Annotated in this window: 14 protein-coding genes; all 14 read left to right on the top strand. The window is 37.8% G+C overall.

Annotated features, from left to right (window positions below):
• Window positions 1-7 precede the first annotated feature (7 nt).
• The 14 genes from NSQ20_RS11460 to NSQ20_RS11395 all read left to right on the top strand — a co-directional run bounded on the left by NSQ20_RS11460 (window position 8) and on the right by NSQ20_RS11395 (window position 13579).
• A complete protein-coding gene (locus tag NSQ20_RS11460) occupies window positions 8-481 on the top strand; it encodes a hypothetical protein (protein WP_340032477.1) in 474 nt (157 codons plus the stop codon).
• Window positions 482-493: 12 nt separating this feature from the next.
• Window positions 494-1648, top strand: coding sequence for a hypothetical protein (locus NSQ20_RS11455; protein WP_340032476.1), 1155 nt, complete (start codon window positions 494-496; stop codon window positions 1646-1648).
• Window positions 1649-1675: 27 nt separating this feature from the next.
• Window positions 1676-2215 (top strand): hypothetical protein, encoded by a 540-nt coding sequence (locus tag NSQ20_RS11450; protein ID WP_192133957.1) that lies wholly within the window; start codon window positions 1676-1678, stop codon window positions 2213-2215.
• Between the two features lie 74 nt (window positions 2216-2289).
• Complete coding sequence (locus NSQ20_RS11445; RefSeq protein ID WP_340032475.1) at window positions 2290-2901, top strand: hypothetical protein; 612 nt, start codon at window positions 2290-2292, stop codon at window positions 2899-2901.
• Window positions 2901-3467, top strand: a complete 567-nt coding sequence (locus NSQ20_RS11440) for a hypothetical protein (RefSeq protein WP_340032474.1) — start codon at window positions 2901-2903, stop codon at window positions 3465-3467. Before NSQ20_RS11445 ends, NSQ20_RS11440 begins: the two co-directional genes overlap by 1 nt.
• A gap of 13 nt (window positions 3468-3480) precedes the next feature.
• Complete coding sequence (locus NSQ20_RS11435; RefSeq protein WP_340032473.1) at window positions 3481-3741, top strand: hypothetical protein; 261 nt, start codon at window positions 3481-3483, stop codon at window positions 3739-3741.
• A 37-nt stretch (window positions 3742-3778) separates the two neighbouring features.
• Window positions 3779-4666 (top strand): LamG domain-containing protein, encoded by an 888-nt coding sequence (locus NSQ20_RS11430; protein ID WP_340033019.1) that lies wholly within the window; start codon window positions 3779-3781, stop codon window positions 4664-4666.
• A gap of 59 nt (window positions 4667-4725) precedes the next feature.
• Window positions 4726-5874 carry a discoidin domain-containing protein gene (locus tag NSQ20_RS11425; RefSeq protein ID WP_340032472.1) on the top strand — a complete coding sequence of 383 codons (1149 nt, stop codon included), beginning with the start codon at window positions 4726-4728 and terminating at the stop codon, window positions 5872-5874.
• 47 nt (window positions 5875-5921) lie between these two features.
• Window positions 5922-7964, top strand: a complete 2043-nt coding sequence (locus NSQ20_RS11420) for a hypothetical protein (protein WP_340032471.1) — start codon at window positions 5922-5924, stop codon at window positions 7962-7964.
• Between the two features lie 32 nt (window positions 7965-7996).
• Window positions 7997-10042: a DNRLRE domain-containing protein gene (locus NSQ20_RS11415; protein WP_340032470.1), complete on the top strand. Its 2046-nt coding sequence runs from the start codon at window positions 7997-7999 to the stop codon at window positions 10040-10042.
• 99 nt (window positions 10043-10141) lie between these two features.
• Window positions 10142-10609 carry a phage holin family protein gene (locus NSQ20_RS11410; RefSeq protein ID WP_340032469.1) on the top strand — a complete coding sequence of 156 codons (468 nt, stop codon included), beginning with the start codon at window positions 10142-10144 and terminating at the stop codon, window positions 10607-10609.
• Between the two features lie 4 nt (window positions 10610-10613).
• Entirely contained in the window at window positions 10614-11528 is a 915-nt protein-coding gene (locus tag NSQ20_RS11405) for a peptidoglycan recognition family protein (protein WP_340032468.1), read from the top strand.
• Between the two features lie 24 nt (window positions 11529-11552).
• Window positions 11553-11939, top strand: coding sequence for a hypothetical protein (locus NSQ20_RS11400; RefSeq protein WP_340032467.1), 387 nt, complete (start codon window positions 11553-11555; stop codon window positions 11937-11939).
• 107 nt (window positions 11940-12046) lie between these two features.
• Window positions 12047-13579, top strand: coding sequence for a YifB family Mg chelatase-like AAA ATPase (locus tag NSQ20_RS11395; protein WP_340032466.1), 1533 nt, complete (start codon window positions 12047-12049; stop codon window positions 13577-13579).
• Window positions 13580-13679: the final 100 nt, after the last annotated feature.

Genomic DNA, 13679 nt, shown 5'->3' with positions numbered 1-13679 from the left:
AGGCTATATGACTGGAGTAGCATATAAAGGATCGACACTTCAAGAATCAAACAAAAGTGGTCACGTGTCATATGTTGAGAGATATCAGAGTGGAACGGAATGTTCATCATGGGATCAATTCGGCAACTGTACGGGCTATAGTCCTGTTTATAGTACGACAACTCACACAACTGGTGCAAAAATTACAGGTACAGTAAATTCAACATCAACAGTTTATGTTAATGGACAACCAATAGCTTCGGTATCATCACCAACTCAAGAACAATGGGTAGCAGATCCATCTCCTTCCCCTAAGCTTGGTGGTTCAATTATTTCAATCAGTCCCGGTACATCTGGTTCAGGAGCAGGTCAAATTTCAACAGGTAGCTCTACTGTTTTTGTTGGTGGTAAAGCAGTATCAAGTATCACCAAAAACGTGACTACACATCTAAGCACGACAACACCAATTACCTCTGGCAGCAGCAATGTATTCGTCAACTAAGGAGGTGAACAATTGCCAGATTTAAGTGCATATCTACAATATAATGACCCCGTAACAATTATCTCTCGCAGTGGTACTCCACAAGATCCATACATTGATCGTGCTGACTCTCTTCCTGTTATCAATGGAATCATAACTCTTCTTGAACTCCCCTCTTCTACTGATAAAGTTAACATTGCTGGATTCGTTGAGATTGATCAAGATGTGTTTGAGAACAGACCGTACATTAATGAACATGAATTCCTTGTCCATTACGGTATGGGAGTAATTCAATTCCATCCATCTCAAGAGGGAACGGCACACTTGTGTAGATATAAAGGCAGAGGATTAATTATGTATCCTGCATCACGTATCTATGCAATGGTTAGTCGCAATCCAGATGTGGTGATTACATTACAAGATTACATTGATCAGATTCAAACTAAAATCAATGAAAATCAGATTGCACTTGGTCGTATCGAAGATGCCATAAAACAATCACAAGCACAAACTGAATTATCAAAGTTGGCTACCGATAAGGCTAATTTAGCTGCTGAAGATGCAACACAGTCAGCAATTAAAGCAAAGGATGCCTACAATACTACCCGTCTCGTTTACAAAGAACCTGTTCAGGACTTAGCAGAACTTCGTTTAAAATACCCTCTTCCTGAAATCGGATGGACGGCTCAAACATATAAAGATGGTAAACGATATCGATTTGACGGTAAGAACTGGATTGAGATTGATGTATTTGGATCAAACCTACAGCCTGTTAATGAGTTTAAAGATGGCCTAATGAGTGTTGCAGAACATCTCAAGCTCAAAGATATGCCACTGGAATTGCAAGACAGAGTTATTGTGTTGTGTAAAGATTCGTATGTATTTCAGGAACCCTTAGGTATTTTAGCGCCCTTTCCTTTCAACGGTGAGTTAGTTGATGTTAAGGGTTTTTGTGGTGTCGCTGGAGAAACGGAAACAGAGATCGAGATTGAAAGAACACGTAACTTTAATACTTGGCTTAATGTGATGAGTTCGAACCTAAAATTCAACCCACAGAGTCACTACGATAATAGAACGGCAGTCATACAAACAAAGCAAGTTCAAGCTGGAGATATTTTTAGAATTAATATTAAGAAGTCTGGAGTAAACCTTCAGAATCTTACAGTTCACTTAACAATTAGAACTTAAAACAAATTACAAAGGAGTTTTATAAAAATGCAACCGATTGTTTCATGGCGTAATTCGCTTCACACACAAGAGATCGTAGGGCCATTTGATTACGGAGTAATTGACGCTGATGACAAGAGCCCAATCTACATATTCAATGTTTGGAATAACTACAATGGAGCAACAGATGTCTCTAAAATGGAAGATTGCACAATCACTACTCGCGATATGAGCGGTGGTACAGGAGATACAGTAGGAAATGAAGTTGAAGTAGTAAAAAATAACTGGTTCCATGTTCAAGTAGATTCACTTGGAGAAACAGATATTGATGAAGAAAGCTCTCGTGTAGGTAAAGACTTTTCTAAACCTATTGGAACAACTGGAACAACAAAGAAAGACCACACTGGAGCTAACTACACAACTCCAATTAAACCGGGAGTTAAAGAGATCCTTGGTGTGAATAACAATGGTAACCCTGTTGATGCAGCAGGTAACTATGTAACATTGTCGATCCAATGTGAAGTTCCTTTGAATGCCTCCAGTGGCCGCCAAGCGTTTAAGAAAAGAATTTCTTATCGCTTCGTGTAAGTTTTTACATATTCTAATTATCACTTAGGGCAGAGTCTTCTCTGTCCTTTTTTTATTTTAAAGGGGGTTTAATTTTGATTCTAGGCAATAGACAATATACTCGCTCACCAGTTCCTCAAAAATACATTTGGGTAGCTGATTATTACGATGGTACAAATCTTGCTGAATACGACTTTCAAACTAAGAAATCAAATGACTTTTACGCTATAGATAGAGAAAAGCTAATCAGTTATGGAATCATAGGTCAAGGTTCGCAGTTATACTACAATGTTGCTAACGGTGTATTCCACATTAATCAGGATCGATTCTCTATTTCTTATGTTTCTGCCGATGAAGAGTTTCCGCTTACTGGTAGAGCTTTTCTATACAATGATCACATTCAATTCAAAAATGGATCTTCTGACGCGACATTGAACTCTAGAGCAAAAGAGGGAAAATTTAAGAATAGTATTGACTGCTTTAATTTCGGATATAAAAAAGCAATGACCCTTAACGATGTAAATATAAACTACCAATGTATCTTCTCATTGCCCGATGAAGATATTTCCTATTTCCAAATTAAAGTAACATCTGACAAAGATTTAGATGGTCATCTCATTATTCGTAAGAATGGCCTCGTTATTGATCAAATTGTAGCCCCACTTAAAGCTAACCATGCTGGAATTGTCAACTGGGAGTTGAGATAGTGTCTACAAAGGAAATTGGATTACCTATAGATCTAACACTTGGAGTACATAATGGCACAGAGATTAAAGATGGAAAATTACAACTCAAGGAAATCGCAATCGATTCTACTGGCAAATCTATATATGCTGCTAAGGGGACGTGGGAGTCTTCGGTTATATCGATTGGTGATAAAGTAACTGCCTTTCAACGAGTGGTCAAAACTATGGTTGGCATTGGTTCAAATGTGGATTACAAGATTTTCACTAAGTCATCCACGGACAATATTACATGGTCAGACTATGTAGAGATTACGTACCTCGATGGAAAAATTAATAGTCCAGTTGGGCTTTACGCTCGAATTAAAATTGAACTATCCTCTGCTTTGGTTCCAGCATTACTCACAGTAGATGAGTTTACTGATGGAAAATACAATACAGATTATGTTTCATCTTCTGATGGAACTTTGAGGTTGAAACGAAATATAACTCTCTCCCCTACTGTATCAACACATGAAGATGGATTTCTTTATCGCACAAAGTTTGAGAGAAACAAATTAAGCAAGATTAATGGAATAACGTTTCAATGATTGAGGTGATATCGTGGCTAATTATTCGCTAATTCAAGATTCAGTGAACTATAAAACATTTAAGAATAACGCTTGGATTAGTTTATCATCAACGCTGCCTCTTAAAAGTGTATTTATTTCGGATGGTATAGTTGATCTCAGTGTGTTTAATCGAAATAGCAAAGTTATTGTGCAAAATATGACCAACACTGGTGCGCTTGGTTCAGGCAAGGTTTTTAAATCAACGGTAAATTTAAAGAAATATATTGAGATCACTAATTTGTATGTAAAATAATGATTTCAATTAGAAAGGAGATGGTTGAGTGGCATATATGACAACCCAAGAATTAATGAACTTATATGGCGTTGCATGGTTTAAAATGGACGAAGCTACAGGAAATTCGTTGATTGACAGTAAGGGGAGTGCGGTAGCTACCTTCACTGGAACACCAATGGTGATAGATGGGTATTCAAACAAAGCTAAACAATTTAATGGAAGTTCGCAGTACGTACGATTTAATGCTAGGATTATGCCTATTGGAGCAAAAAGCATTAGATTCAAAATAAAAACAACTTCCCTATCTGGAATAATTATCGCCAATCACGATAATAGTTCGAACGTCAGAAGTGGTCTAGCAGTTGCGCTTAGCAATGGTACAGTTGTATTTACACTCTTACATGGAAATAATTCAACGTTTCCGTTTCAAATAAGAACCACAACCACAGTCAATGATGACAAATGGCACGATGTTTTATTCACATGGGATGGAACTACATCTACTAACGGAATCAAGTTGTATGTTGATGATATGTACAATCCACAAGTTACTGGAACTTCTAGGTATACTGAAATAAATACACCGTCAGACAATCTGTCAATAGCCAGCTCATATGCTGGAGGTACATTATTAAATGGTGCATTAGATGAAATTGAAATTTACAATCAAGCAATTACCATTTCTCCTCCACCAATAAGTAAAATCTTACTTTCATCTAGTAATGGTTTTTACTCGCTAAAAGATTCTTCTGTTTATAAGTTAAGCATAGACAGTGAGGAAAACTTCCTTAGTTATGGCGCAGACTCAATTACAAGTTTTAATGGCTACTTAACTAAATTGAAAGACATAAAAAACACAAGTACTGATCTTGGTTCAGGTAAAACCTTTGAACACACAATTGATATGTCAAAACGCAGAGTAGATAAAATTACGCTTGGCTAAATTTATAAGGAACACATCTATATGGTGTGTTCTATTTTATTTTGAAAGGAGATAGTTGAATGGCAATCTATTTGAAATTATCCATTACAGGGGTTATATCAGGGACATCAACATTTGAAGCAATTCAATTAATTCAAGTATATGACAGTAAGAACAACTTAATTTCTCTCAACAACACCAATGTAATAGAACACAATTATATAAATCGAAAAACGGCATCAGACATTGATAAATGGTTTGTACCAAGCGATGGAGGCATACCTTATGATACACCTAACAATGAAGGCATCATTGTATTAAAACTACCCGAAGCAGTTTTGAGTATAAATAAAATATCATTAAAGTCGTATGTTAACACTGGCGGTGGAAAAAATGTTAGTGTTTTTTATTCTAGAGACTCAATATCATACAAATCACTTGGTCTAATTGTATTTAGTACAATTAATGAAATTAAAGAAGTAGACGCTACCAGCATTAAACTAAATAAATTCTTGATTTCATCAAATCTCAATACTGATTTAATTTCGCTCTTTAAAAAAGGCAACATTCAAAATTTAGTTCCCACAATGACATCGAATGCAACGTCGGGGGTTACGGTGAGTGCCAGTTCTATTTCATCTGGATATGACGCATATCTTGCATTCAATGGACAGGCAGATGGAGGTTGGCAAACAAACAACACTAGAACAGGTTGGCTTAAAATAGATTTTGGAAAGCCTCAAACGATAAGAAAGTTCTCAATTACGGCATCTACAAACGCAGGAAGTGATCGCGCACCCAAAATATGGACTTTGCAAGGGTCTAATACTGGATCTTTCACGGGTGAAGAAACAGTTTTATTTACTGGGAATGAGTCTAGATGGACATCGGGAGAAACAAAAGAGTACGTATTAAGTACATTCTTCACATTTAGATACTATAGACTCAACATCACCGATGTTATTGGAGCCTTAAACTATGCAAATATAGGAGAGTTAAGGTTTTTTGAAATTGAAAAACAAGAAAAAGGAGTAAATATATTAGATTCAATTGAAGAGGTTGATTTTATTAAGTATGGTATGGAAAAAAATTACGAGATAGTTTTGTCTGATAATTACTCAAACAAATCATTTATAAAAAAATCAAACACTACACTTGGTTCAGGCAAAGTATTCAAACAAAAAATCAACACAACTGAAACACCAATCAAGAAAGCATCAATCACATAACTATGTGAAATGATTGTTTGATTTAAATTTAGAAAGGAGATGGGATTATGGCAGATTACATTATACAACTCGAAGGCTGTTTTTTCGGCAATTCAATAAGAATAAACGAGATAGAATTATTTGATAGAGGCAATAACAAACTAACATATTCGGTAGCGAACGCATATGATAGCGTAGCTAAAAACGTTCCTTATTACTGGAACCACGCAACGGTTTTCAATAAGAATGGGCTGAATGATGGAAATAAAACTTATAGTTCAAGTACGTCAACTGTGCTTTTATATAATATATCAAATCCTTCAGCGACTCCTTTAGATTCTGATTTTGTACGGATATTGGTTAGTTGCAATAGTAAACCATTTAAAGCTACCTTGAACTTTGTAGGTTTAGATCCACTCCTTGGCGGAGTAGCGAAATTTGTTTCAGTTTTTGAGGGGGGAGTTTTATCCTCAAAAGATTCTGGTACAAATATAATTGCACGTAAATCGTTAACGAATAGTTTCACCGAGCAATCTTTTGATAACTCATTTCACTTCACTTTGATTAAACATAATTCGCTATATAAATATTTTTTGACTAATTGGACTGAATTAGGAACAATTGCCACAGAGCAAGACTATCTCACATACGGTATGAAGGACATCTCTATCATACCTGAGTCCTCATGGTCACAACTTCAAGGAGAAGTGGAACTAAACTACTACACGGACGATCCAACCAAAACAGAAGCATCCTTCAGCATCGAAACCGAACCCTTCACCCTAGCAGAAGAATGGGAAGACAAAGAGATCAAAATCATCGAATACACTGATGATCCCAACCAAACCGAATCAACGATTACAATCGAAACCGAGCCTTTTACAATATACGATGAGTTGGGTGATAGTGTAGACGTTCTATACTACACAGATGATCCATCCAAAACATCAGCGGAACTAAATATCACGGCTAACTACTCCCCATTGGATGAACTTGAGGGAGATTTTGACGTGGTTACGTGGAGTGATAATAATAATCCAAAAGTTGCATCTACCTCTTCTACTCCCTCCCCTCAATCGATTATCCAAACAGATGACTATTATATGTATGGAGATATACTTTCTATTGTAGATAAACTCAACTCAACAAATGGAACATTAAGATATGCTGTCTCATTTAATGAGGGAAATACTTGGGAAGTGTGTAAGTTTGGTAAATGGAGAACAATTGATATTTCAAGTCTAGCTACTTTCAAAAAAAGTGGAATGAGTCATTATGACATTGCTTTGATTAATTCAACCTCATTAAAGAATAAAGGGAATCAGATTCGATTTGCTTATTATATCGAGGACAATATTCATAATTCAGATACGGGCATTGCAATTGACAATATGAAACTGAATATCAACTCAGCAACAGAAACAATCAAAATCGATAATGTTGCTTTTTATGTGTTAAATACCAATGCAACAATCCAGCTTTCCCTAACAGGCAGTAAGCTAACAGGAACATTAGATGATAGTGATCAAGGTAAAGTACAGTATCGAATCCTGCTTAATGATAATCCCTACTATCCTTCTGATGGCAGCTTCACCCGACTAGCTCCTTCACCTCAAGACATCGACATTAACATTTCTGATCGTGACGTAATATTTAATCAGCCGAATGTACTCAAAGTTGAGTTTCAAGATTATTGGGGCGAGACTGACTATTGGGAAACGACATTTGTTGGTACGTATTCTGGACTCATGTTTATGGATGAATCAGGAGAATATTTATCCGATACATTTGGAGGAATTCTTAAGCAATTAGATTTTGGAGTAATTATTGCTGGACAAACCACATTAACTCAGAAGGTAAGAATCAAGAATCAGTTAGGTTATGCTATTGATAATGTCTATTTGGCAATGGATAAAAAATATGAGCGTGACGGTGTAGTGGTTGAGTTATCTAGACAGGCTAATCCATTCCTTCCAATTGATTATCTGACTTATGGACTTACACAACCAGATGAAACAATTGTTTTTTATGTTCGTATTGCAACAGACATGAGAGCACAGCCAAATCCTAATGGCTTATTTGAGCTGGTAGTTAACGCTGATCGTGTGTAAATCTCAATACAATGAGATGAGGAGTGACATTTTTGTACTATGATGACCATGATACGGAGGGGATTATATATGTAAAAAGTCCCTCCAATCGTTTTACAAGTAAGTATATATTATATGCTCAAGATGAGACAAATTTAGAGTCTGAACTGGTTATAGCAACAAGAAAAGAATCTACGTTAGATTCAATCATTTCTGTTAAGTCATCTATAAGAAACAAAGACATATCAAGCAGTCTAGATGTCATGTATCGTGCCTACGGTGATCTAGAATCTACAATTGAAGCTATAATGTTTACTGAGTTAGAGAGTTCGATTAATGTCAGACCACATAACAGAGCACAAGGTAGATTTGAATTAATCGAAGCTCCTCGAACTAATATTGAACTGAAGCCAATTGGAGATGCCACAACTCGTAGTCGTATCGATTTACAAACGATTAACTATGGTGATACACAACGCATGATGATTGGTCATGACAATGTAGAGGAATTTGAGTCCTTCGTTAACTTTGGCGATTTAAAAGTTGCTATACCTGACCTACTTTATCTAGAAGATGCAAAGTTGAGATTGTACTATACAGGAACAATTAAATCTGATGCAAACATTGAGATATATCAGCCTAGTACAATTTGGCGTGAGTATGGTATTACCTATGCTAATAAACCAAAATCAACTCAATTGCTAACTAATCAATACACTATAAATACATCTGAGAAATATGTTGAGATTAATGTATTGGAAGTGTTAAAGCAATGGCAAGATGGTTCGTTGATCAACTATGGATTAAACATACGGTCTGCTGATAATACTCCTATCTACTTCAATACTCGTGAGTCAGCTAAGCCTCCAATATTACAAGTTCGATACATAACATCAGCAGTGCAATCCTATGGGCGTTCTGAAATTGATTCTGAATTGTTTGTATACAGAAAAGGTAATAAGGATCTCAACTCAACATTGACAGTTAAAAGTGATCGTGGATGGAATTACTTAGATTCCTCGATATATGTACACAGATACGAAGATCCGCTGTTTATAGAGATATATAGCTTATTGGGTGTAAGTCGACCAGATGTAAACTCGATCATGACCGTAGCTATTCGTGCAGCAAATGAAATGGAATCCAGTATCACAATTATTGAAGACGGAATAACTGAAGTTGACACCTCGTTAGCCGTTTCAACACCGGATATGTTTTCGATGATTACGATTGATCCAAAAGTAAGTTTGATTAGTGAGATTTCAATTGCTAATCGCGCCCATGGTGATTTGACTGGTAGTCTTATTATTTCTAAGCCAGATTTATCGTCATATATTGAAGTCTCAAACTATCAACGAATTAGACTCGACTTGGAAGCTGAGCTATCAGTCAGAAATGAGTATTATGAAGAAAAGGAATCGATATTAACAATATCCAATCCAGACTTAACGGGAGCTATAACAGTCCGTGAACAAGGTGGTTATGATGTTGATGCAGTAATAGATGTTCCTTATCAGCATTATCAAGAAGGATTCTTAACTATTAGTAATCCAGATATTTCATCTGAAATCTACATCCGTGGTTATAGTCATGAGGACATCGATGCCTATGTTAATGTTAAAGCATATGATGATTATGATTCCACTGTAGGAACATCAAGACCTGATATGTATGGACAACTAATTGTTAAGGCAATTGATCATTCTGACTTGGATGCGGAGATAAACGTTCCAGCAAATTCTTACTTTGATGGCGCAATTGGCATCTCTCGACCTGATATGGATTCTATATTAGAAATCAGGTATGTGTCTGAACAAGACGGAACAATTTATATCAAGGACAGAGAATATCTAGATAGTGTAATCGACATTAGACAGTTTAGCGATCTTGAGTCGACAATTCTAATTAAACAATTCAAAGAGATTGATGCAGAAGTAACCATATCCAAGCCTGATCTTAGTGGATACCTATATCCTAGAGTTCCGGGAATAAACAACATGGATGCAGTAGCAAGTATACGTAAACGTGATGTAAGTGATATGGATTCAATCATTTTAATCAGAGGTAAATCTTCAGGAGCATATTATTACATACTTTAATTTTCAGGACTCTCCATGTGGGGAGTCTTATTTCAATTGAGAGAAGGAAAACAATGTGTCAGACAAATTTATAAACTTTATTGTGGGGGTGGAATATAGATGCCTTTAATGGAAAATGTTGAAAAGTTTCTTTTGGGTTCACTCATTACCATTGGGGCATACATGTTTGGTGGATGGTCAGAAGGACTAATAACATTGGCGATATTGTGTGTAGTAGACTACTTAACTGGAATGGCTGCTGCTGTATATGAGGGTAACAAGTTTCCAAACGATCCTACGAAGGGTCTAAGTTCGAATAAGGGCTTCTGGGGGATTTTCAAAAAATTCTTAATGTTCTTAGTGATAGCAATCCTATATAGAATTGACTCACTATTGGGGCTGGAAGGCAATTTAGGATTTATGTTGGGTGGATTATTCTTTTATATAGGCAATGAACTGATCAGTTTAGTAGAAAATCTAGTTAGGCTTGATGTCGCCCTCCCTAAACAATTGAAGCAAGCAGTTACAGTATTTCAATCAAAAAGCGAACAAAAACCTGAAGATACTAAAAGTAAAACTGAGGAGTGATTGAATGATTCAAAAAGGTAATTTTTTATTACTTGATATTGTCGAGTTTCGTCCATGGCTACAGAAGCAAAAAATAACTAGAAGCATTGATAGACTACAGGTACATCACACAGCTTCTCCAAACTATACAACGCGACAATTGTTAAATGGATTTGCTAAACAAGATATTTGGAAGTGTCTTGAGGGTATGAGAACGTATCATTTATCTCAAGGATGGTCTGGAACTGGACAAAATATAACAGTTACTGAATCGGGTCAAATAGCTATTAGTTTAGATAGAGATTTAAATAAAACTCCTGCTGGTATTGCTGGATCAAACACCGGAGCAATTTGTATTGAAATCATAGGCAACTTTGATAAAGGTGGAGACACAATGACTGATAATCAGAAACAGTCTGTTATTCACCTGTATGCTTGTTTGGCTGAAAAATTAAACCTGTCTATAAATACAGACACTGTTGTTTACCATGCTTGGTATGCATCCAAAACAGGAACGAGACTTTCAGATTTCATACCGGGAAAGTCCAGCAAGACATGCCCCGGAACTGCCTTTTGGGGAGACGGAAATACTGTAGCCGCTGCCAAGAAAAACTTTCTGCCTCAGATTAAAACAGAGCTGGGGCGTTTGAGAAATCAGATTCCTGATGCAACGCCAATTACAAATACCAAACCAAAGGATGATGAACCAATGACTGAAGCTGAGAAGTTAAAAATATCCGACCTAGAGAAGACCATCGAACAACAATCGGTATGGATTGCAGCAGAGAAAGTTAAAGCCAATATGGAATGTCCAAGTTGGGCTAAAGCAGCGTATGAAGCTAACAAAGACTTTATTTCTGATACTAAGGGTAGCTACGACTTTTGGCGTTTGCTTACTATCAACTATCGTAAAGAAAATGGAATTAAAGTAAGCAAATAATTATACATAAAGGAGTTTAGATAAATGGATAATTTATATGTCATTGCAATTATCCTTACTACTGTTGTAGGAGGGTTATTTTTCATTCCCTATGTTAAGAGTAAGGGATGGATTACGAAGGATAAAACAGAGGGTATGAAGCAAATGTTGTTGGTGACTCGCCTTGTACTCGATGTGATTAAGACAGATAAATTAGATAAGACTAAAGCCACATTTGCGTTAGATCTTGCAGATAGAGTTGTTGATTATGTAAATGAGCACATGGAAGACAATGTTGATAAAAGGGCAATTTCATTAAGAATTATTGATGATTTGTTGGCGAAAAACGCAGTCGTACCAACGGTTTCTGAACGTCAACTTATTGAGATTGTGATAGATCAGGCAATTTTGCACTCAAACAAAGATAAATAGCAAATATAGGTAAAACTTAACCCCTCTTGAGATATTATTCTCTTGAGGGGTATTTTTTTCATTTTTTTTATAAGATATATGCGTCTGTTTGACCCTAATTACTGACTATGTGCACACAGACATCCATCATCGGTTTACCGGATTCAGCCATTCGTGAGGCCGTTGAACGTGTTCGTGCAGCGATTAAAAACTGCGGATATCAGTATCCTTTACAGCGGATCACAATCAATCTGGCCCCCGCTGATCTGCGAAAGGAAGGATCTTCCTTTGATCTGGCTATCGCTATTGGTTTACTTATGACAAGCGGCCAGCTTGTACTTCCTCCCCAGGAACGGACACTAGTGGTTGGCGAACTGGCGTTGGACGGTTCGATCAGGTCCGTGCCGGGCATTTTATCCATGGTGGATCTGGCCAAACGACAAGGCTTTACGTCCGTGCTCCTACCTTTGGATAACGTGGAGGAAGCGTCACTGATTCGAGGTATCCAGGTTTTTGGCATTCGTCATTTACAGGATATTGCTCCGGAAAACCCAGATCAACCCTCTAGTTCAGTGGGAATACCAAACAATTCGAATGCAGGACCAGTCGTGTTGAAAAATTATGCACACCTTGCTGCTCCTATAACTGATAAGACTCATAAGATGGCGGATAGGAAGCCAAGACAAACACCATTATTTGCAGATGACTATAGCGATGTTCTGGGGCAGCATCATGTAAAACGCGCGCTTATGATTGCTGCAGCCGGCATGCATAATATACTGCTCGTTGGACCGCCAGGCACGGGCAAAACGATGTTAATCAAACGTCTACCCTCCATCCTTCCTCCTTTGTCAGAAGATGAAGCGTTGGAAGTCACCAAAGTATTAAGTGCCGCAGGCAAGTTGAAAGAAGCGCCTCAAGGCCTGATTGCAGACAGACCTTTTCGCTCTCCTCACCACACGATATCCACCTCTGGTCTGATTGGAGGCGGTGGTATCCCAAAACCGGGTGAAGTGAGCCTTGCCCACCGGGGCATATTGTTTCTGGATGAATTACCTGAATTCCAGCGCCAAGTGCTGGAGGTATTAAGGCAGCCGTTAGAGGATCGCACAGTGACAATTAGTCGGGCTCGCGCTGCATTCACCTTTCCGGCCCAATTCATGCTTGCATGTTCCATGAATCCCTGTCCCTGCGGTTATTTGTCCGCTCATTCGGAGGAGCAACGCTGCATATGTAGTCCAGCCCGTGTTGCCGCATACCGAGCCAAAATTTCAGGACCACTGCTGGACCGCATTGATCTTCAGGTTGAAGTTCCTCCACCAGGCGAGTGGCGCAAGTCTGCTGCTTCCCCTTCCTCTGAAGAAATGCAGGCAAAAGTGATCCACGCTCATCAAATTCAGGCTACACGTTATGCCAAAAGTTCGGTTCGTTGGAATAGCCAGCTTTCGGGCACGCTTTTGCGACGAACGATCCATCTCCCCCAAGAGGCAGAGCAGCTGTTAGAGCAAACGCTGCAAACGTTAAACCTGAGCATGCGTGCACATGATCGGATAATCAAGATGGCACAGACAATTGCCGATCTGGACCATGAAGGTGAAATTGTGACAGCTCATGTGGCTGAAGCCATCCAGTATCGTCAATTGGATCTTAATCTATTTTAGAAGCATATGGAGGAAAGAACAGGCCGATTTACCCAAAGGCAGTGAAATGGGCATGAAACTGCGGACATCAGAGGAAAATCGAGAAGGATTCCTTATGCAG

The sequence above is a fragment of the Paenibacillus sp. FSL K6-1122 genome (assembly GCF_037977015.1).
Classification (GTDB): domain Bacteria; phylum Bacillota; class Bacilli; order Paenibacillales; family Paenibacillaceae; genus Paenibacillus; species Paenibacillus amylolyticus.
The sequence above is the reverse complement of the archived record's forward strand: the minus strand, read 5'-3'. Positions and strand labels throughout refer to the sequence as shown.